Source organism: Flavobacterium sp. F52 (genome assembly GCF_000278705.1).
GTDB classification, from domain to species: Bacteria; Bacteroidota; Bacteroidia; order Flavobacteriales; family Flavobacteriaceae; genus Flavobacterium; species Flavobacterium anhuiense.
In genome coordinates, this window is the sequence record NZ_AKZQ01000023.1 from 312632 (window position 1) to 334695 (window position 22064).

Consider the following 22064-nt stretch of genomic DNA (forward strand, 5'->3'; position numbering starts at 1 on the left):
CAGTCACAGTTTACAGACTATAAAATAAAAGTCCCAATCATAAAGATTGGGACTTTTATTTTATATCTTAAACCCTAAAAAGTTTTCAAAGTTACAATGTAGTTGCTTTTGGCTTTGTTGCACTTGGTTTTTTTATCAGCTTAGCTTCTCCGCTAAAGCGTGTAAGGTCTATTTTTGGATCGCCATATAATGAAATTTCAGACTTGTCTCCAGCTGCAATTGCGACAGTGTTTTCTGCTAAAATGGTAGCAACGGCAGAACCTTCAGCTGTAACATTTGCATCTTTCAAAGTAAATTTTGTTCCTGTAAAAACTGAATTGTTGTCTAATCGAATAGTAGCTTTTTCTGCAATACCTTCAATTGCAGCGGTTGCTTTTTGATACAAATCGCATTTGAATTTTATGGCAGAAACCAATGTTTTAACTCCAGCATATTTGCTCAATTGTAAACTTCCGTCTTCAGCTTTTAAGTTTAATTCTGTTCTGGATTTATCATCAGCGATTAAAGTGAATTTTTTTGAATTCACATTCAAATACAATTTGGAAAAATCAAGACAATTCATTGTGATGTCATCCAATTGTAGTTCTTGAATAGCATAAACTATTGCCTCATTTTTTGTGATTACTTTATTCAATGATTTAGTATAAGTAACCTTGACAGATAGTTTCTTGAAAATAGTAGATTCTTTATTGGTGTATAAGCGAAGTGTTTTTTCTCTTAAATCCATTCCGATAATATCGTGCAGGTTATCATCGGCTTCAATTTTAATTTCGTTTTTTTCTCCTTGTTCTAAATAAACTTCTATATTATCATCGACTTCAAGGGCATCAAAACTTCCAACTTCTTTTATTGAGGTAGTTACAATTTTAGAACCTTTAATTTTTTCTCTTTTTTGAGCGAAAGTCAGAGTTGTAACAAGTAATAATAGGAGTAGGGCGGTACTTTTTTTCATTAATTCTAGATTTGATTTTGACAAATATAAAAAAATCATCCACTTTTGGTGAATGATTTCGTTTATATTTAACAGTTGTTTTTTTAGCTTTTGTTTACGTTTCCTCCGGAGCTTGCAGATTTTTCAACTGTTTTTGGATTACCGCTGTAGTTAATATTTCCTCCGCTAGAAGCATCTGCTTTTAGACTTAAGATTGGACGTACAGAAACGGTTCCTCCGCTAGAAGCATCTGCGTGAACATCATTGGCCATTAATTTTTCGGCATCAATACTTCCACCACTAGAAACTGAAGTGGTAAGGCTTAATGCTTTACCTTCGATATCTACAGAGCTTCCGCTTCCTGCATCCACTGCGATTCTGTCCGATTCGATTTTAACATCCATTGATGCTGCGCTCGAAGCTTCTAAAGTAATATCTTCACCTTGAACAAGTCCATCAGTTTCAACTGTTGAAGCACTTGAGGCTTCTATTTTATGAACAACTGGCATTTTTACGGTTACTTTTTTTGATGTAATGTTGCGGAAAGAATTGTACTTGCACTCAATAATAAGTGTTCCGTTTTCTACTTTCGTAACAATTTCTTTTTGAAGATTGTCATCAGCCTCAACCGTAATTTCTGTAGCATCTGACTGTACAATAACCACATCGATGGCATTGTTTACAGAGATATTTTTAAACTCTCCTTGAACAGTTCTTTTTTCTGTGGTAACATTCCCGCTTCCTTCAATTGCATTCATGTTAAAATTACATGAAGCAAACAATAAAGCAGTAACAGTTGCAATTATAAATTTCGTAATATGAATGATTATTTTTATCATGGTTTAGTTAATTTTGATTATCACTCCGTTTTTATCAGTAGTTAGTTTTCCTTTAGTTTTTTTTCCGTTTAAAACTTCTTTTCCATTAATTTTAACCGAAACTTCTTTTATAGTGTCGTTAGTGGTATTTGTATCAGAATCATTTTGATCGTTTTCATAATCACTTTCGTAATTGTTGTCATTGTCCTCATCAGCAGGGCAGTTTAAACATTTTACTTTAGTTCCGATAACTTTGTAATTGTAATCTCCGTTATAATTTAATTCAAAGAAATTGTCGTCAGAATTATAATAATCTCTTACAGAAGAATCAGGTTTGATTAATTGGCCTTCTGGTACATACAGATAAATGTCAACTTCTTGTCCTCTGAATTTATTTTTTACATCTGTCAGAAAATAGTTATCCAAAAGTAATTGATTTCCGCTAATTTGGAACTTATAATTAATTTTTTCTGCTCTTTTTTTCGCGTTTGTAAAAGAGTTTCCTCTCGCGCTTTTTTCGATCTGAATAAATGGAGTCGATTCGTCTGTGTGTAATACGTGTAAACGCACATCATTAGAATAAATCAATTCGTTGTTTGCAGAATCTTGTACAAATTCAAACTCTCTATAGTGGTTCAAACTTTTTGTATAATAATCATTGTACTTAAACTTGATATATAAAGTATCAGTTGGTTTAATTGCCAGAACTTTTTTCTCTACTACTTTATTATCGTATGAAATTTCAGTTGCCTGTTTGATTCCGATACTAGTAAGAATTGCGATAGAGATAATCCAAAGCGCTAAAAGCGTATATTTTGTAATGTTTCCTATTGATTTTAAGTTTGGAGATAACAGTTTAAATCCTAATAGTGTTAAGAAGAAAAACGGAATTCCAACAGCAAAGAACATTAACAATCCGAATGACCAAAGAGGGTATTCTGTAAAGTTGCCAGCTTCGATAAAATTCTGCCAAGGGAAATCGATAAAAATATTAGTCCCTAAAGTAAAAACGCCAATCAATAGCATGATTAAGGTTGAAATCCCTGATATAATTAGAATTACTCCTAAGAATTTAGCAAAGATCTTAAAAATGGTCATGATAAAGTCTCCAAATGAACTACTTATTCTCTCAGCTCCCGACTTTACTTGGTTTCCCATTTTGTCATAATCTGCATTTTTGAATTTCTCAGAAAGTGAATCAATTTCTTCTCGAACTTTTTTTTCGATGTTCGAAATTGTTACAGGTTCTCCAGTCATTTCCAATTTTTCTGAAGTTGTAACTGCTTCTGGAGTTACAATCCAAAGAACGAAGTAAGCTAAAATCCCTGTTCCAAAACCTGCGAAAACGAAGATTAAGAATATGATTTTAATCCAAACAGCGTCAATTCCAAAGTAATGTCCTAAACCTGTAGCTACACCTCCGATCATACCTTTTTCTTTATCGCGATATAATTTTTTGTGTTTTCTAGGGCCATAATTATTATAAGACTGATTTGGATTTTCTTCGTCTTCAATTCGATAATCTTCTGGTTGTCCCATTACCGCAATCACTTCATCAACATCTTTCAGTCCAACAACATGTTTTTCGCTTTTTTGTTTTTCTGTCAATAATTCAGAAACACGCATTTCGATGTCTTTAATGATTTCATCCTGACCAGATGAGTTGTTAAGTGATCGTTTTATAGCGTCAAAGTAGCGTGTCAATTTTAAGTATGCATCTTCATCGATGTGAAAAAACATCCCGCCTAAGTTAATATTTACTGTTTTGTTCATGACTTATTGATTTTGATTGGTGATTAGATTTACGGCGTCGGATAATTCTGTCCAAGTGCCGCTAAGTTCGTTTAAAAATGTTTGTCCTATCTCGGTTAATCCATAATATTTTCGCGGTGGCCCAGAGGTCGATTCTTCCCAGCGATAATTTAGTAAACCGTCATTTTTCAATCTAGTTAACAACGGGTAAACGGTTCCTTCTACAACTAGTAATTTTGCGTTTTTTAAAGTGTCTAATATTTCAGATGTATATGCGTCTTTTTCTTTTAGAACTGATAAGATGCAAAACTCAAGAACACCTTTGCGCATCTGTGCTTTTGTGTTTTCAATGTTCATAATTTCATTTTGTTTTTTTTTGATTGAACAATTCGTTTTTTGATTGATGATGATTTGATTGATGATGATTGATTTCGAAACTTATATGATTTGACTGATGTTTCGACTATAACTTTTAATTTTTAATGTCTCACTGAGCGAAGTCGAAGTGTTACTTTATAAAAGGAATCGTGATCGGATACTTGTATAATTCTCCGTTTGAAGCTTTTATAGAAGCATAGATTACTAAAAAGAATTCAACAAACTTTAATAACCCGAAAAGTATAACAGCTGTTATACCGACACTTAAAATTCCAATGTTTGCCTGAATGTTAAAGTTTCTGATTACAAAATCATCGTCATTAAAAACGGCTTCTAATGGAAGATTCTGCAAGAAAACAGTAACGAAAATCGGTATCGCAATAAGCGCTAAGATCAAAGAATAAAGCAAAATGCTTAATTGAAAGTTTAACGCCTGTTTTCCGTGATGATCTGCAAATTCAGATTTGTCTTTATAGTTTGTCCAAATGATTAGCGGAAAAATATAGTTCCCAAACGGAATGATATATTGGCTTAAAGTACTCAAATGAGTAAATGCTGCTGTATTCTTTTCTGATGTTTTTTCCATGATGAGTGGTGTTGTTGTTTCCATGATTAAAAGTATATAGTAATTTCTTATGCAAATATATGTCTAAAAAACAGTATCTTGTTTTGCATAGTACTAATTATTAACAAAAATTTAACAAATTTTAAATTTGTAAGAAACCTATAATTTACTGGAAATCATTCGGAATGCCTTGTTTTATTGGTCTTTTTCGAAAGTTTGTTTAATTTATTGTGCATGCATAGTTTTTTTGTATTTTTACTAAAAAAAATATCACATGGCAGTTTCAGTTTCTAAACTCAATAAATTTGTATTGTTCAAATTACCATCAGCATACTTTTGCGGGGTACGTGTAAAAGCTATAGATAAAGACAGTTGTATTGTTTCTGTTAAACATAGATGGATCAATCAGAATCCGTTTAACTCCATGTATTTTGCAGTTCAGGCTATGGCAGCAGAGTTGACAACCGGGGCTTTGGTAATTTCTCAAATTCAAGAAAGCGGTCGAAAAATTTCGATGTTGGTTGCCAACAACAAAGGGAATTTTACTAAAAAAGCGACTGGTAGAATCACTTTCGTTTGTAATGATGGGCATTTAATCGCCGAAGCGATTCAAAAAACTATTGAAACAGGAGAAGGGCAAACGTTCTGGATGAAGTCTATCGGAACCAATGAAGAAGGCGTTCAAGTTTCTGAAATGGATTTTGAATGGAGCGTTCGTTTGAAATAGTATTTAGAGAGCTTTGTCAAAGTTCAAAACTTTGACAAAGTTTCGTAGCAGTATATAAAAAGACCTCGTTTTTAGCGAGGTCTTTTCTTTGAAATCCAGTTTCAATTATTTTTTAACGCAACAAGATTTTTTATCTTTTTTATCAGTTGATGTTTTTTTACAGCAAGATTCTTTTTTCTCTTTATCTTTTGTTACCGGTTTTGTTTCCTGAGCCATTACACCGATCGAAAATAAAGCAGCTGTTGCTATCGTGATTACTTTTGTCATTTTCATTAAATGTTTTTTTGTGTTAGAGATTATAATTGGTGAATCAAATATAAACGGATTTTGTATTCGTAAGAATAGTTTGATTGTTAATGTTTTGGTAAAAGTGAATTCCGTGTTTAGGAGAAATCTAGTAATGACTAATGAACTTAAATAATTTTTATAATTCAAATAGATCAATAATTCAAATTAACCCCAAATCCAATTCCCATATCGCTGTCATAATGAGTTGTGATTCCGAAGTTTCTGCCAACAATGTATTTCAATCCTGCCATGTATTCTTTATCAGTATTCCACATCAAGTTCATTCGAAGTCTTTGTGAAAGCGGAATGTCCTTTCGCTCAAACTGAACTCTAACATTCCCATCGGTATAAACCTCAACTTGTGCTTTTATGAGCATTGGTAAAGTATACTCAAGACCCGCACTAAAAACCGAACGATTGTCTTTGGTGTTTTTCTGTCCAAAAAGATTTTGTTCTTGCTCGTCCATTCCCATTTTTCGGTATCTCCAGTCAAAACCAATAAAAGGCATTAACCATTGATTTTTTCCGATATATCGTCCAATATGCGTTTCAGTTTCATAACCATGTTTGTCATTATAACCCAATCTCCATTCCGTTCCGATGCTCCATCTTGTGTTGCTGAACATCGCTTCACCATCATTTCCGTTGGTTGCAAAATCGTTTTCTGCCATAAAATGAAACATACGATCATCCATTTTTAGCATTTTAAAAGCCATTTCTGGATGATGAATCAACGGATTTGGTGCTGAATTTTCATAACTAAAAATACGTCCCATTCCAGCCATCATATGATATAAAATATGACAATGGAAAAACCAGTCGCCATCCGCATTTGCCTGAAATTCGATCGTATCGGTTTCCATTGGCATAATGTCAATCACATTTTTCAGCGGAGAGTAATCACCGTGTTCGTTTAGAATTCTAAAATCATGTCCGTGTAAATGCATTGGGTGTCGCATCATTGAGCCATTATATAAAACAATGCGAACGTTTTCTCCTTTTTTAATTAAAATTTTATCGGTTTCAGAAACCACTTTATTATCTAAACTCCAAACATAACGATTCATGTTTCCTGAAAGGGTAAAACGCAATTCTTTTACAGGAGAATCTTTCGGAAGATTGGTTTTAAATGGCGATTTCAGCATTCCGTAATTCAAAGTCACAATTTCAGAAATTTCTGTACTGTCACTTTCCATTTTCATGTTTTCCATATTATGATTCGAATGATCCATTGCAGGTTTTGCATTTTCATCTTCGCCTGAAATTTCTGGATACATCACGGCATTCATGTCCATTTTATTCAAAGACATATTCATGCCCATATCGTTCATTTCACCGTTCATTTTCATCATATCGTTCATCATTTTCATGCCTTCAAAATATTTTAATTTCGAAAGATGATGAACAGGTTGTTTTTCTCCGTTTCCTAAAAACAAAGAGGCTGATCCCGTTCTGTCTTCGGCTGTAGCCAAAAAGGCAAAAGATTTATGATCTTCGGGAATCGTAACTACAACATCATAAGTTTCAGAAACGGCAATAATCAAACGATCCACTTCTACAGGCTCTACATCATTTCCGTCGCTGGCTACAACGGTGATTTTTCCTCCGCCATACGTCAGCCAGAAATAACTGGAAGCACCGCCGTTGGCAATTCGCAATCTTACTTTTGAACCAGGTTTAAGGTCTGAAAACTGCTTTTCGTTTTTACCATTAATTAGAAATTTTTCATAATAAACATCGCTGACGTCCATCGCATTCATTCGTTTCCATTCGTTGGTAACTTTCGTTGAAAAATGTCCTTGTTTGATGGCTTCGGAATAACTTTGCGTTGTTCCTTTTTTTATCGCAAACCAATCGTTGGCATTGTGCAGCATTCGCTGAATATTCTCTGGTTTCAAATCCGACCATTCGCTTAAAATAACTGGAATTGTCGGCAAATCGTCAATGCCTCTTCTAATAGTCGGGTCGTCTTTTTTCTTATTGATGATAAAAAGTCCGTACAAACCAATTTGTTCCTGCAATCCCGAATGGCTGTGATACCAATAGGTTCCGTTTTGAATAATTGGAAATGTATATTTATGAGTTGTTCCAGGTTCAATTGGCATTTGTGTGAGATATGGAACTCCGTCTTCTTTATTGGGAAGAAACAATCCGTGCCAGTGCATCGAAGTGCTTTCCTTTTTTAATTCGTTATGCACATAAATTTCTGCAATATCGCCTTCGGTAAAAGTCAGCGTTGGCATCGGAATTTGTCCGTTGACCGCAATCGCACGTTTTTCTTTACCCGAAAAATTGACAATCGTATCACGAACATGTAAATCGTAACGTACGACTTTCTGCGCCTTTAGCTGAAAAGCAATTAAGAAAAGTATAAAGAGATATTTGATTTTCATGATATAATATAATTTTAAATCGTTGGTCTACATTGAACACAATTTGTTTTTTAACACATAGAGACATAGATTTTTTTGTCTAAAAAAAGAGAATAAAAGAAACTAGTTTCCACACATATCTATGTGTATTGATGCAAGTGAAACGCCTTTACGCACAAGGCAAAGCTATGTTTCTATGTGTTGAAATATTTCGCCCAACTTACAATTTTAAATTTCTTAATCGCAAAGCATTTACGATTACAGATACAGAACTCAAACTCATTGCCACAGCAGCCAACATCGGCGAAAGCAAAATTCCTAAAAACGGATATAAAATTCCAGCAGCAATTGGCACTCCCAAAGTGTTATAGATAAAAGCGAAGAATAAATTCTGTTTGATATTTGACATTACCGCATGGCTGAGGTTTTTAGCTTTTACAATTCCGTTTAAGTCGCCTTTTACTAAAGTTATTTTAGCGCTTTCAATGGCAACATCAGTTCCTGTTCCCATTGCAATTCCAATATTAGATTGAGCCAAAGCAGGCGCATCGTTGATTCCATCTCCTGCCATGGCAACGATTTTTCCTTGAGATTGCAGACGTTCAATTTCTTTCAGTTTATCTTCCGGAAGACAATCGGCTTTGAAAGAACTCAAATGCAAATGTTCGGCAACTGCTTTTGCAGTATTATGATTATCACCTGTCATCATGATAACCTCAACGCCTTGAGCAATTAATTCTTTAATGGCTTTTGCACTGTTTTCTTTAATAGCATCTGTAATGGCAACGAAACCTAAAACGCTTTTTTCGATAGCGATGTACGAAATGGTTTTTCCTAAATTCTGTTCAGAAATTACTTTTTGTTCTAAATCATTAGAAACAGAAGCACCAATTTCATCCATTAGTTTTTTGTTTCCTAAAGCGACACTTATGTTTTCTATAGTTCCTAAAACTCCTTTTCCTGCAATAGTTTCAAAACCGTGAACTTCTTTTAATGAACTATTTTTTGCTTTCGCGAAATTTACGACGGCCTGCGCCAATGGATGTTCGCTATGCTGATTTAAAGATGCGATATTTTGAAGCAGAAAATCTTCGTCATTGTTTATAGCATAGATTTTTTCAACGGATGGTTTTCCTTCAGTGATTGTTCCGGTTTTATCAGTTATCAAAACATCAATTTTATTCATGTTTTCCAACGCTTCGGCATTTTTAATCAAGATTCCGTTTTGTGCTCCTTTTCCAACTCCAACCATAACCGACATTGGAGTCGCCAATCCAAGTGCACAAGGACAGGCAATAATTAAAACGGCAATCGCATTAATTAATCCGTAGACATAAGCGGGTTCTGGACCAAATTTTGCCCAGACAAAAAAGGTTACAATAGAAATGATAACTACAGTCGGTACAAAATATTTAGAAACGCGATCGGCTAATTTCTGAATTGGAGCGCGAGATCTGCTAGCGTCATTTACCATTTGGATAATTTGCGAAAGCATCGTTTCTGACCCTACTTTTTCGGCAATCATAACAAATGATTTTGTACCGTTTATGGTTCCAGAAATTACTGCATCACCCGTTTTTTTGTCTACTGGAATTGGTTCTCCCGTAATCATCGATTCATCGATACTGCTTTCGCCAGTTGTTATTTTTCCGTCAACCGGAATTTTTTCTCCTGGTTTTACACGAAGTAAGTCGCCTTTTTTGATATTGTGAATAGAAATCACTTTATCTACTCCGTTTTCAACCAAAGTTGCTTCTGTTGGGGCTAATTTTAATAATTCTTTAATAGCACCATTTGTTTGTCCGTGTGCTTTGGCTTCTAATAATTGCCCCAATAAAACTAAAGTGATAATTACCGTTGCCGCTTCAAAATACAAATGAATGGTTCCGTGATGCGATTTGAATTCGGATGGAAAAATATCAGGGAAAAACATTCCAACAATACTAAATAGGAACGCAACGCTGGTTCCGATTCCTATTAAGGTAAACATGTTTAAATTCCATGTCACAATTGATTTGTATGCGCGAACGAAAAACATCCATCCAGCGTAAAACAAAACAGGGATCGAAAATAAAAGCTGAACCCAGTTCCATTTTTCAATTGACATTATATTGTAAAGAGGATTATTCGGAATCATTTCTGACATTGAAATAATGAAAATGGGAAGCGTAAACAAAATCGCAATTTTCATTTTTTTCAATAAATCAGTATAGGTTTTGTTTTCTTCACTTTCTGAAGCCTGCATCGGAACCAAATCCATTCCGCAAATCGGACAATCGCCTGGCTCGTTTGAAACGATTTCAGGATGCATCGGGCAGGTAAATTGTGTTGCTGTGATGGCAACTTGCGGAACTAAATCCATTCCGCAGACTGGGCAATCTCCAGGTTTGTTGTATGTTTTGTCGCCTTCACAATGCATTGGGCAGTAGTAAACGCCATTCGCACTGTGCTGGTGCACTTTTTTTGTTTCTGTTTTGTGATGATTGTGATTGTGACCGTGATGATCTTTTTTATTGCTAGAACAGCAAGATTTAACAGCGGCTTCTCCGTGATTTTTAGGAGAATCCATTTCAATAGTATAATTTCCAGCAGCAGCTAAAACTTCCTGAAATTTTTCTGTCGGGACGTGTTTGTCCATTGTAATAGTTGCTGTTGGCGGATTCAAACTAACTTCTGCATGAACACCTTGTACTTCGTTCAAAGTTTTTTCGACTTTTTTGCGACATCCGTCACACGACATTCCTGAAATTATATATTGATGAGTCATTGTATTGGTTTTTAAGTATTACAATGCAAATTTCCGAAGTATCTGTGAGTTCGGTTTGTAGAATTTTGGGAATGATTTGTAAGATTTACTAAGTTTTTTTTAACCGCAAAGAGCGCAATGAATTTTGATGCGCAGGGTTTTGTAAAAAGCGCAAAGTTCGCAAAGCTTTTTCCTAAAATGACTTTGGAAACCATGGAAAAAAGTTAGCCACAGATTAAAAAGATTAACACAGATTTTAAAATCCTTTTATCCTTATAATCTGTGGCTAAAAAACTTGGCTCCCCATAGCTATCGGGATTGCGTAAACCATTGCGTCCATTGTGGTTAAGAACTCCTTAAATGTTCTCAATCTGAATACGCATTTTATCTTTTGACTGCTTGAAAGAAGTAGGAGTAAAGCCTGTTATTTTCTTGAATTGATTGCTTAAATGTGCCACATTGCTGTAGTTAAGAATATCGGCGATTTCGCTTAACGAAAGCTCATTATAAATCAACAATTCTTTTACTTTTTCTATTTTCTGGCTGATGAAATACTTTTCGATTGTAGTGTTTTCGATTTCAGAAAATAAGTTGCTTAACGAATTATAATCTTGGTTGAGGTTTTCTGAGAGATATTCCGATAAGTTGATTTTTAAATCATTGTTTTTATGATGAACCAAATCTACAATCAAGTTTTTTATTTTCTCAACGGTTTTTGTTTTTTTATCATCAATTAAATCAAAACCTAAAGCTTGAAGATTTTCTAATAGAATTTCTTTTTGTGAATCGCTGATTTCCTCATTCAGTTCAACTTCTCCTAATTCTACAGCGGTAGGTTGAAGTCCGAGCTTTTCGAACTCAGACTTCACTACCATTTTGCATCGGCTGCACACCATATTTTTGATGTAAAGCTTCATATTTATTTGATCGTTTCTACCACATTTCCGCAAGTCAACATAGAAGAACCGTAGTAAGGGTTTTTTACTGCTTTTTCTTTGCTTAACCAATCCGCATCTGCCATTGGGCAGTATTGTTTGTAAATTGGTTGTTCTGGATTAGAAACTTTTATTAAATCGTAAGTGCTTTTAGATAATGATTTGAAAGTCTCACGCTGTTTTTTAAGATCTGTTGTTGCTGAAATACTTTTGGCATCGGCAGTTAATTTTTTCACCACTTTCATCCAAACAGTATGTTCGTTGTTTTTTAGTTTGTCCATTTTTACTGCAGTAATCGCTGTCAATAAATCTTTGGCTTTTGCCGAAGTTAATTTGCTGTCACTTTTAATAAGTGCATCTTTTACAGTAAAATAAGCATCGTAAACAGATTGTAATTGAGAATCTGCCATTTCGATTGCTGTTAATTCAGTAGTATTGGTTTTTGCCTGAATTGTATTTGCACTAAATACTATTGTAAGTGCTGTTGCTAAAGCTATAATTGATTTTTTCATTGTATATAATATTTGAGTAAAGGATTTATTTCCTTTAAAATTAATTAAAAAATTTGATTTCAAAAAGACCCAATATGGGCTGTCACAAATACAATAATTATATTTTCGGCTTCAGCCAGATAGAAGTAAATCCAGAAGAAATAGTAGAATTACTATAAGATGAAATAGTATTTTTTAAAGAAAAATTGAAAACATCGTTTTGCAAATCAAAATCATTTGAAGTTAAAAAGATGTTTAATGTTGAGGTATTACAGCCAGAATGACGGCACTTCCCATCACAATTATGTTTTTCTTGTTTTGAAGTTTTCTTTTCGCAGCATTTTTTTGAACAGCTGTTTTCTTCTTTAGCGGCAATTTCTTTAGAGTGTCCAGTATGGCATGCGTAAGTATAACTCGGGTTCAAAAAGAAGCTAAGTGTTATAAAAAGCATTATTATGTGGGTTTTCTTTTTCAAAGAAATTGTTTTTAATGGCACAAATTTAGCTAAAAATGTTCGAGGAAATAACTTTTTAAGATTTCGCTAACTAGAGTTTTTTGAAATCAGTCGGTTTCATGTTTTTACGTTTCTTGAAATAATTGGTCAAATGACTTTCATCGGTAAAACCAAATTCGTATGCTATTTGTTTAATCGGCAATTGATTGTTGTGAAATCTCTTTTCGATTAGAGTCAATCTTAAATTATGAATGTATTCGCGATAACTGATGCTGAAAGTTCTTTTAAAATAAGCGCTAAAATAGGTTTGCGCAATATTAAAATGTTCTGCAATTACTTTTACCTGAACCAATTTGGGCTGATAAATATTCTGATGAATGTAATTGGCTATTTGCTCACTATCAAAATGAGCCGATTTCATCTGAAGGTTCATGCAGCGGATGGTTTCTTTAATTAAACCAAAAATCGAAAGAATCTGATAAAATACAATCGGAGAAGAGGTAACATCGATATATTTATCATAGGTTACAATATTTTCGACAGTGTTTTTTAAAATTGTTCTGCAAGGTTCATCAAACTTCAAAACCGTTTCTTTTAAGATTTTATCGCGCATGAAACTTTCGGGAGTATTCAATAAGAATTCATCACAGGTTAGATTTTGCTTCGAATTAAAATAATTATCGGTGAATTTTATAAAAATAAAACGAGTACTCTTTTTGATGTCAAAGTAATGTTCGTCATCGGGCGAAATCACAAAAAGATCTCCTGCTTTATAGTGAAGCAGATTATTATTTATATGATGAATACCGCTTCCTTTCTTGATATAGATGATTTCATAATACGTATGTGTATGCGGAGGAAGATGGAATTTCTCTTCTTCAAATTCGTCAAGGACAAGCGTTTTGAACTGATTTAATTTCGGCATAACTTAATTATACAATTTTATATCACAAATATACAATTTTTAATTGGCTTAACGGTGTTAATTTTGCGTCGTAGAAATCTATTCCTTTCTACATTGAATCAAAATGAAAAAAAGTCTTATTGCACTCTCTTTAGGAGGGTTAACTATTGGAATTACAGAATTTGTAATGATGGGATTACTCCCAGATATTGCTTCAGATATGAAAGTTTCAATTCCGGTTGCTGGATATTTAATTTCGGCTTATGCACTTGGAGTTGTTATTGGAGCACCTTTATTAGTAATCGCGGGAAGAAATTATGCGCCTAAAAAAATGCTTTTAATTTTAGCCTTAATGCTAGCAGTTTTTAATGCTTTATCAATTATTGCTCCAGATTATAATGTTTTATTTGCTTCTCGATTTCTTTCTGGTTTGCCGCATGGCGCATTCTTTGGAGTAGGAGCGGTAGTCGCAAGCCGTTTGGCAGATAAAGGAAAAGAGGCGCAGGCCATCTCGATTATGTTTGCTGGTTTGACGATTGCTAACTTAATTGGTGTGCCAATTGGGACTTATATTGGACATCATTTTATTTGGCGTTATACTTTTGTTTTAATTGCTCTTGTGGGACTGTTGACTTTGTTGGCTATTTATTTTTGGATGCCAAATCTAGAAAAAGGAGAAAGCGTAAACATGAAAACGCAGTTGCAATTTTTTAAAAGAACAGAAGCTTGGCTGATAATAGGAATTACGGCCATTGGTTTTGGAGGTCTGTTTGCTTGGATCAGCTACATCGCACCATTATTAATTAATGTATCTAAGTTTTCGCCAGAAGATGTTTCATCCATCTTAATTCTTGCTGGATTAGGAATGGTGGTTGGAAATTTTGTAGGAGGTAAGTTGGCAGATCGTTTTTCGCCAGCTCCCACAACTTTGGCTTTATTGCTTGTCATGTCCACTGATTTAGTTTTAGTTTACTTTTTCTCATTCAATCAATACATGTCCTTATTTCTGACTTTCTTGACTGGTGCTATTTCGTTCTCTGTAATTGCTCCAATTCAAATGCTGATGATTCGTACTGCAAAAGGAGCAGAGATGATTGCTTCAGCTTCTCTTCAAGGAAGTTTCAATATTGGTAATGCTTTAGGTGCTTTTCTAGGCGGACTGCCCTTAGCTGCAGGATTTAGCTATTCTTCTCCTAATCTTATAGGAGTAGTGATGTCGATTTTCGGAATGATTATTACATTCATATTGATGAGATTACATCAAAAACAGGTTCAAGTTCAGCCGATATAAATATAGAAATAATAAAATTTTAAGCCCTTAACTTTTGTTTAAGGGCTTTTTTTGTGCTTGTAGAGACGTGAACTTATAGTCAAAACTACTTTTTCGTTTATTCTACTGATTTCATTTATAAGTAAAATCATTGTAAATTTTAAAATATTGATGAAGTTTCCCATCTTTTTTTAGCTTGATTTTAACTTTTTAAGTGTAAAAATAACACCTGATAATTTCGTAATTAATATTCATGTAATCGATTGTTTTTTTTGTAATAATAGAATCAAATGAACGATTGATAATAATATTTTTAATATTTTAAAGTGACATAAATTATATATGTCATATAAAAAAGCGATAAAAATTTTATTATATAATTTATTTTAGGATTTTTTTGGGAAATTTTATTTTTCGTTTAAAAAAAATATTTATGTTTGTGTAATCGATTACAACTTTTTTTGACAATGTTCGCAATCGATTAAGTTAGATGATGAAAAAGGAAGTTAGAATAAAGCTTTAGTGAAGAGATAAATAAATTGCTGTTAAATAAAAAACCACAAATATTAAGTAAAAAATGAATTGAAAGTAACCACAAAAAACCACTTAAACCAACAAGAAAAACATTAATAACTTAAACAATCAACCATGAACTTTAAAGAACTATTAAACAAAGGAGCACACTTTTGCTTTAAACTTGTTTTCTTACTGTGCTTATTGATCGGTAGTCAAGTACACGCGCAAGGCACAACGATAGAGGGAACCGTGAAGGATGCCGCGGGACTTTCTCTTCCTGGGGTAAACGTCTTAGAAAAAGGAACTAAGAACGGAACTTCTACCGATTTTGACGGACATTACAAAATAAAACTAACCAATCCGAAAGCCGTATTAATCTTTTCTTTTATAGGGTTTCAAAGCATTAATGTTTCTACAGAAGGAAAAACTAAGGTAAATGCAACATTGATTGAAGATGCTAATAACTTAAATGAAGTTGTTGTAATTGGATATGGAACTTCTAAGAAATCTGATTTGACTGGTGCAGTTTCTACTATCTCAGGAGCAGACTTGAAAAAAGTGCCGGTAGCAAATGTTGCCGAAGCTTTAACTGGTAGAATTGCGGGTGTGCAAGTAACTGCTGCCGAAGGTTCTCCAGATGCAGATATTAGAATTAGAGTTCGTGGTGGTGGTTCACTTACACAAGATGCTTCGCCATTAATTATTGTGGATGGTTTTCCAGTTAATAACATGAATGATATTTCTTCATCTGATATCGATACGATGACTGTTTTAAAAGATGCTGCTTCAACTGCTATCTACGGATCACGTGGTGCAAATGGGGTAATTCTTATTACAACAAAAAAGGGTAAAGACGGAAAAATGGCAGTGAACTTTAATATGTTCTATGGCATGAAAACGATGGCAAAAGAAATTGATGTTTTGTCGCCTGAAGATTATACGAAATGGCAATATGAATATGCTTTACTTTCTCAAACGGGAACAAAAGTGCCTTCTAACCCAGATTCATACACTAAGTATTTTGGAAATTGGGAAGATCATGACATGTACAATGGCTTAAAGGGAGATGATTGGCAAAAACAGATTTTTGGGCGTACAGGTGAGGTTCAAAGCCGTGATTTAGGAATTAGAGGAGGCACAGAAAAGTTGAACTATAATTTTAATTATGCTCATTACGATGAAAAAGCAATTATGATAGGCTCAAACTATAAAAGAAATAACCTGTCATTAGCTTTAAAAAGTAAATTAACTGATAAGATAGATGTTGGTTTTACTATGCGTTATTCAGATACAGAGATTGACGGTGGTGGTGTAAATGAACAAAACGAGAAGTCTTCATCAGATTCTCGTATGCGTACTATCGTAGGTTATGCACCGCTTCCAGTAGCAGGTTTAACATCTGAAGATGTAAATGGAGACGGGTCAGATATGCTAATAAATCCTTTTACGTCTGTTTCGGATAATGATCGTCAGCAGCTTCGTAAAAACTTTAATATGCTAGGAAGTTTTGGATGGCAGATTGTAGATAATTTAAAGTTGAACGTAGATTTAGGTTTGGATAATTTTAATAATCAGGACTATCGTTTTTATGGGCTAACTACTTATTATGTGGCTAATGCGCCGCTAGCTACTATGCAGAATATGCCTGCAATGATTATGTCAGATACTAAAGATAGACGTTTCAGAAATGCTAATACGCTGACTTATGATTTCAAGAAAGTAATGGGAGAAGATCATCATTTGAATGTTCTTGTTGGGCAAGAAAGCATCGAATACAATTCGAATACTGTAACTAGCACAATACATGGATATCCAACGTTTTTTGATTTTGATCAGGCAAAAAAATTAACAACGCAAGGATCTCCGCAATCAGTAGATAATTACTATAGTCCAGATGATAAATTATTATCATTTTTTGGACGTGCAAATTATGACTACAAAAATCGTTACATACTTTCTGCTACATTTCGTGCCGATGGATCAAGTAAATTTTTATCGCAAAATCGTTGGGGATATTTTCCAGCTTTTGCAGCCGGATGGAAAATCTCAGAAGAAAGCTGGATGAAAAACCAAAGCTGGTTAAGTCTTCTAAAATTAAGAGCAAGTTATGGTGAGGCAGGAAATAACAATATTCCTGTTGGTCAGCAGATTCAAATTTTTCAATCTACAGCAACATCATGGATTAATGGCGTTACTAGTGTTTGGGCTCCTTCAAAAACAATGCCTAATCCTGATTTGAAATGGGAGACAACAGTAACTCAAAACTTTGGTTTGGATTTCGCATTTTTCAAAAATCGCTTAAGTGGTAATTTTGATATCTATAAAAATATTACAAGTGACTTATTAATTAATTTCCCTGTTGCAGGATCTGGATACGATTTCCAATATCGTAATATGGGAGAAACTCAAAATACAGGTTTTGAAGCTACTTTAAATGTTGTGGCTATTGAAAAAGCTAAATACGGATTGAATTTTTCATTCAATATGGGAATAAACAAAAACCGTATTAATTCATTAGGTACTATGAATGATTTTGGACAAGCAACAGGATGGGCTTCTTCACAAATTGGAGACGATTACCTTATAGCAGTTGGTGGTTCATTAGGTAGTATGTATGGTTATAAAAATGATGGAAGATATGAGGTTTCAGACTTTGATTATGTTGGAGGGAAATATGTTTTAAAAAGCGGAGTAGTTAACACATCTACTTCTTTGGTAGGAGACGGAAGTTCTCTTAAACCAGGAGATATGAAATTGAAAGATGTTAATGGAGATGGAAAAGTAGATATAAATGATAAAACAGTTATCGGAAATGTTAATCCTAAAAGCTACGGTGGTTTTGTAATCAACGGAAATGCTTATGGATTTGATTTAATGGCGGCTTTTAACTGGAGTATTGGCAATGATGTTTATAATGCCGATAAAATTGAATTTTCAACAGCTACTGCTTCAGGAAAGTATAAAAACTTAAACTCTACAATGGCAGATGGAAAAAGATGGACAAATCTAGATCCAGCAACTGGCCAATTGGTAACAGATCCTACTGCATTGGCAGATCTTAATGCTAATACAACAATGTGGTCGCCATATATGAGATCTGCTATTTTTACAGATTGGGCAGTGGAAGATGCGTCGTTTTTAAGATTAAATACTCTAACATTAGGATACACAATGCCTGAAATGTTTACATCTAAACTTTCAATTTCTAAATTGAGATTTTATTTGACAGCAAGCAATGTTTTTGTTTGGACTAACTATTCTGGTTCTGATCCAGAAGTTTCAACCAAAAGAAAAACTCCATTAACTCCTGGAGTTGATTCGAGTCCATATCCAAGAAGCAGACAAATGATTTTTGGATTGAATCTTAATTTCTAATTTAAAAGACTACACAAAATGAAACATAAAATATTAATAGCGGGATTGATTATTTCAGGTCTATTTAGTTCTTGCCAGCAATTTGAAGATGACTATTTAGATGCGCCTGCACAATCAACATTAGATGCTTCTGTAATTTTCTCTACAGCGGGACTTGCAAAAGGAGCTATTGACGGAATAAAAGTGCCATTTGCGGAGACTAACTCTTATAGAGGAAGATTTTTACCTTATTATGGATTAAATACAGATGTAGAATGGTATAATACTTCGCAAACAGCAGGGGATAAGGCAGATTTGTGTGTGTATGATGCTAAGCCAAGTAATACTGAGATGAATACCACTAATAACGCTTATGCTATGATGTATTCAGGTATTGAACGAGCAAATGTTTGTATTCAAGGTATACGCCAATATGGAAATCCTGCACCAGGTACAGAAATGGGACAGCTATTAGGTGAAGCTTTAACGTTAAGAGCTATTTACTATGCTGATTTACTTAAGTCATGGGGAGATGTTCCAGCTCGTTTTGAGCCTATTACAAGCGCCACTTTATATTTGGCTAAAACCAATAGAGACATTATTTACAAACAACTAATTGCAGATTTAGGAGAAGCATCGACATTAGTGGCTTGGCCTAATGAAACAGCTTACACAAGTACAGTAGAACATGTAAATAAGGCTTTTGTAAAAGCATTTAGAGCGCGTTTGGCTTTGGCTGCAAGCGGTTACCAGCAATATCCTGATGGAGTAAGAAGAAGTAATGATCCAGAACTTTCAGTTGCTAATATGTATGCATTAGCTTTAAAAGAATCTCGTGAGGTAATTCAAAGTGGTTCTGCTCGTTTAGAATCTACTTTTGAGGGATTGTGGAGAAAATACAATGAAGAGAATACTGCTGCAGGAGGAGAATCTCTTTGGGAACTTCCTTTTTCTGATGGACGTGGTAGAATGTTATTCACTTTTGCTGTAAAACACACGGCTGCGGTTGACCAATTTCAAGCTAATGGCGCTAACCGTGGAGGTGTAGCAGGTCCGTTGCCATTTGTTTTTTACGATTACGATCAAGCAGACGCTCGTAGAAATGTGACTTGTGTCCCTTATAAATACGGTGCTGCAGTTAATGGTATTGCTAAACAAGAATTAGGAACTTTAGATACATGGTATTTTGGTAAATATCGTTACGAATGGATGAAACGTTATGTAACATCTACGAATGATGATGGAGTGAATAAAATGTACATGCGTTTTGCCGAAGTACTTCTTATTGCGGCTGAAACAGCAAATGAATTAGAAGGCCCAAGTGCAGCAATGCCTTATTTGAAGGAAGTTCGCAGGAGAGCATTTTCTTCGGCAGATCAAGCTGTAAAAGTTGAAAATTATGTAAATGCCTTAACGAGTAAAGAAGCAATGTTTAATGCGCTTGTTGAAGAAAATAAATATGAGTTTACAGGAGAGATGGAGCGTAAACAAGCCCTTATTCGTTGGAATTTGCTTAAGGCAAACTTAGACAAAGCAAAACAAAAAATGGCAAATCTATCAGCTCGTACAGGAGAATATGCTGATGTGCCTGCAACTTTGTATTATAAATATCAAGCTGATAATGTGAGTTTAGATATTTACGGTCTTAATAGAGGAGAAAATGTAAATCCAGGTCCAACATATTCATCTACAGCATGGACTTGGACAGGAACATCTGCAGATACTAAAATAGCTTCACTTTATAAAGTGGGAGTGAACCCTGATAATAGACAATTCTGGCCAATTTGGCAAGTGTTTATTGATGGGAGTAATGGTCAGTTAAAAAATGATTACGGTTATTAAAATCTTTCAAAAAATTAATAATAAATTATTATGATGAAAACATTAGATATATTTAAAGGTTTAATAACTGTATTACTTCTTTCAATTGCGGTTTCAAGCTGTGAAAGTTATAATGAAGCGTTGTTAGACGGTATCGGAAATACAAGAGAATTTTCCCCAATTGGACTGACAGCAAAAATTAGAAACTCAACTACGGTTGAATTAAACTGGACAGTTAAGGCAGAAGAAAATCCAGATCATTATGTAGTGGAATTTAGCGCAGATGATCCTGAGTTCAAAACTATTTATAAAACAATGAATGTTGCCGCTTCTCAACTTCCTGTGCAAGTAGCATTAGAAGGAGAAACTGTTTACTATATTAGAGTAAAAGCAGTTAGTGGTAAAGGATTAGAAGATTCTAAATGGTATGTTACGACAGCTACAACATTGACAGAACAAATTTTCTTTCCAGTCCAGGATGCAGATATTGAAGCAACTCAGGTTACATTAAGATGGACTCCTAATAGTGCAGTAACACAAATTTCTGTTCAGCCAGGGAATATTACACACACAATTACGGCAGCAGAAAAAACAGCTGGAGTTGCAACTATTACTGGTCTTACAGGTGAAACTGCTTATACCGCAACTTTATTAAACGGAACGAAGAAAAGAGGGGTAGTAACTTTTACTACAGGAATTGATATTGGAACGGGGATATTGGTTAAACCAGAAGATGATGTACTTCAAAAAATTGCTAGTGCACCTTCTGGATCTGTTTTGGTTTTCATGCCTGGTGATTATACAGCTCAAACTGGAACAATAGCAGTAAATAAAACATTAACATTGAGAGGTTTGAGACCTGGTGATAAACCAAAACTTAAATTTAATTTCACTCTTGCCAACAACCCTAATAATACAAGTGAAGTAGTTAATTTCTCTTTAGTTGATATCGATTTAAGTGGAGCAGGAACAACTGGCGGTGCAATTACAATTGGTACAGCAGCTACAACAAACTTAGGAGATGTTTTAATAAGTGGTTGTAATGTTCATGATTTCCCATCTCAATTAATGTATGGAAATGCATCAGCAAAATTAAAATCGTTCACTGTTGATAATAGTATTATTAAAAATGTTAACACCGCTTCTGGGGCTGATTTTATTGACTTTAGAACGACTTATGTGGCAAGTGTTTCTTTAACAAAAAGTACATTTGACAACTGTTCATCGCGTGACTTTATACGTTTAGACGCAGCTACTGGATTGACAGGAACAGGGTTAACAAGTAATGTGTTAATTGATGCATGTACGATCTATGCGCCTACATTGCCAGCAACGAGCAGAATTTTGTATGTCCGTTTTAATGCAAATGTATCAATAGTGCGTAATACACTATTTACGGTTGGATCAGCGTCTTATACTAACAATACGGCAACTGCTGCTCCTACGTTCTCAAACAATAATAATTTCAATTCACCAAATTTACAGGCTGCAGGAAGCAATAATAGACCAGATACTTCTGCAACTGTATTAGATCCTCAATTTACAAGTGCGACAACAGGTGATTTTACTCTTAAGAATCAAACATTAATTGATAGAAAAGTAGGAGATCCACGTTGGATAAAATAAAAAATCGTGGTTGATTAAATAGAAAAAGCGGGATACAATTTTTTTTGTAATCCCGCTTTTTAGTTTTTAATTTGATCTTTATCTGCTTTGATACAATTTGATTACAAATAAAGACC

17 protein-coding genes are annotated in these 22064 nt (G+C 34.3%); 5 read left to right on the top strand and 12 right to left on the bottom strand.

Annotation, left to right across the window (positions count from 1 at the left end; all coding sequences use genetic code 11):
- Positions 1–91: 91 nt before the first annotated feature.
- From FF52_RS08720 to FF52_RS08740, 5 genes are all read right to left on the bottom strand, one after another.
- Positions 92–952 (bottom strand): GIN domain-containing protein, encoded by an 861-nt coding sequence (locus tag FF52_RS08720; RefSeq protein WP_035691169.1) that lies wholly within the window; start codon positions 950–952, stop codon positions 92–94.
- An 83-nt stretch (positions 953–1035) separates the two neighbouring features.
- Positions 1036–1770 carry a head GIN domain-containing protein gene (locus FF52_RS08725; protein ID WP_008464684.1) on the bottom strand — a complete coding sequence of 245 codons (735 nt, stop codon included), beginning with the start codon at positions 1768–1770 and terminating at the stop codon, positions 1036–1038.
- A 3-nt stretch (positions 1771–1773) separates the two neighbouring features.
- Positions 1774–3522 carry a PspC domain-containing protein gene (locus FF52_RS08730; protein WP_008464685.1) on the bottom strand — a complete coding sequence of 583 codons (1749 nt, stop codon included), beginning with the start codon at positions 3520–3522 and terminating at the stop codon, positions 1774–1776.
- Positions 3523–3525: 3 nt separating this feature from the next.
- Complete coding sequence (locus tag FF52_RS08735; RefSeq protein ID WP_008464689.1) at positions 3526–3858, bottom strand: PadR family transcriptional regulator; 333 nt, start codon at positions 3856–3858, stop codon at positions 3526–3528.
- A 151-nt stretch (positions 3859–4009) separates the two neighbouring features.
- On the bottom strand, positions 4010–4489 hold the full coding sequence (locus tag FF52_RS08740; RefSeq protein ID WP_119792881.1) for a DUF4870 domain-containing protein: 480 nt from the start codon (positions 4487–4489) through the stop codon (positions 4010–4012).
- Positions 4490–4718: 229 nt separating this feature from the next.
- Between FF52_RS08740 and FF52_RS08745 the strand changes: the two genes are divergently transcribed.
- Entirely contained in the window at positions 4719–5171 is a 453-nt protein-coding gene (locus FF52_RS08745) for a DUF4442 domain-containing protein (RefSeq protein ID WP_008464693.1), read from the top strand.
- Positions 5172–5276: 105 nt separating this feature from the next.
- Here FF52_RS08745 and FF52_RS23625 read toward each other — a convergent pair whose 3' ends face one another.
- From FF52_RS23625 to FF52_RS08775, 7 genes are all read right to left on the bottom strand, one after another.
- Positions 5277–5444, bottom strand: coding sequence for a hypothetical protein (locus FF52_RS23625; protein WP_157498555.1), 168 nt, complete (start codon positions 5442–5444; stop codon positions 5277–5279).
- A gap of 167 nt (positions 5445–5611) precedes the next feature.
- A complete protein-coding gene (locus FF52_RS08750; RefSeq protein WP_008464696.1) occupies positions 5612–7852 on the bottom strand; it encodes a multicopper oxidase family protein in 2241 nt (746 codons plus the stop codon).
- 199 nt (positions 7853–8051) lie between these two features.
- Positions 8052–10598: a heavy metal translocating P-type ATPase gene (locus FF52_RS08755; RefSeq protein WP_008464698.1), complete on the bottom strand. Its 2547-nt coding sequence runs from the start codon at positions 10596–10598 to the stop codon at positions 8052–8054.
- Between the two features lie 335 nt (positions 10599–10933).
- Positions 10934–11494 carry a helix-turn-helix domain-containing protein gene (locus FF52_RS08760; protein WP_035691173.1) on the bottom strand — a complete coding sequence of 187 codons (561 nt, stop codon included), beginning with the start codon at positions 11492–11494 and terminating at the stop codon, positions 10934–10936.
- Positions 11495–11496: 2 nt separating this feature from the next.
- Entirely contained in the window at positions 11497–12024 is a 528-nt protein-coding gene (locus tag FF52_RS08765; protein WP_008464702.1) for a DUF3347 domain-containing protein, read from the bottom strand.
- A 97-nt stretch (positions 12025–12121) separates the two neighbouring features.
- On the bottom strand, positions 12122–12478 hold the full coding sequence (locus FF52_RS08770; RefSeq protein ID WP_157498557.1) for a hypothetical protein: 357 nt from the start codon (positions 12476–12478) through the stop codon (positions 12122–12124).
- Positions 12479–12548: 70 nt separating this feature from the next.
- On the bottom strand, positions 12549–13382 hold the full coding sequence (locus FF52_RS08775; protein ID WP_008464706.1) for an AraC family transcriptional regulator: 834 nt from the start codon (positions 13380–13382) through the stop codon (positions 12549–12551).
- 103 nt (positions 13383–13485) lie between these two features.
- Here FF52_RS08775 and FF52_RS08780 point away from each other — a divergent pair, with 103 nt between their 5' ends.
- The 4 genes from FF52_RS08780 (at position 13486) to FF52_RS08795 (ending at position 21948) form a co-directional block, all read left to right on the top strand.
- The gene (locus FF52_RS08780) at positions 13486–14652 is read left to right on the top strand and encodes an MFS transporter (protein WP_008464707.1); all 1167 of its coding nucleotides are present in this window, start codon (positions 13486–13488) and stop codon (positions 14650–14652) included.
- 627 nt (positions 14653–15279) lie between these two features.
- A complete protein-coding gene (locus FF52_RS08785) occupies positions 15280–18522 on the top strand; it encodes a SusC/RagA family TonB-linked outer membrane protein (RefSeq protein WP_008464709.1) in 3243 nt (1080 codons plus the stop codon).
- A gap of 18 nt (positions 18523–18540) precedes the next feature.
- Positions 18541–20343 (top strand): RagB/SusD family nutrient uptake outer membrane protein, encoded by a 1803-nt coding sequence (locus FF52_RS08790; RefSeq protein ID WP_008464711.1) that lies wholly within the window; start codon positions 18541–18543, stop codon positions 20341–20343.
- 30 nt (positions 20344–20373) lie between these two features.
- A complete protein-coding gene (locus FF52_RS08795; protein WP_008464712.1) occupies positions 20374–21948 on the top strand; it encodes a DUF4957 domain-containing protein in 1575 nt (524 codons plus the stop codon).
- The last annotated feature ends 116 nt before the right edge of the window (positions 21949–22064 follow it).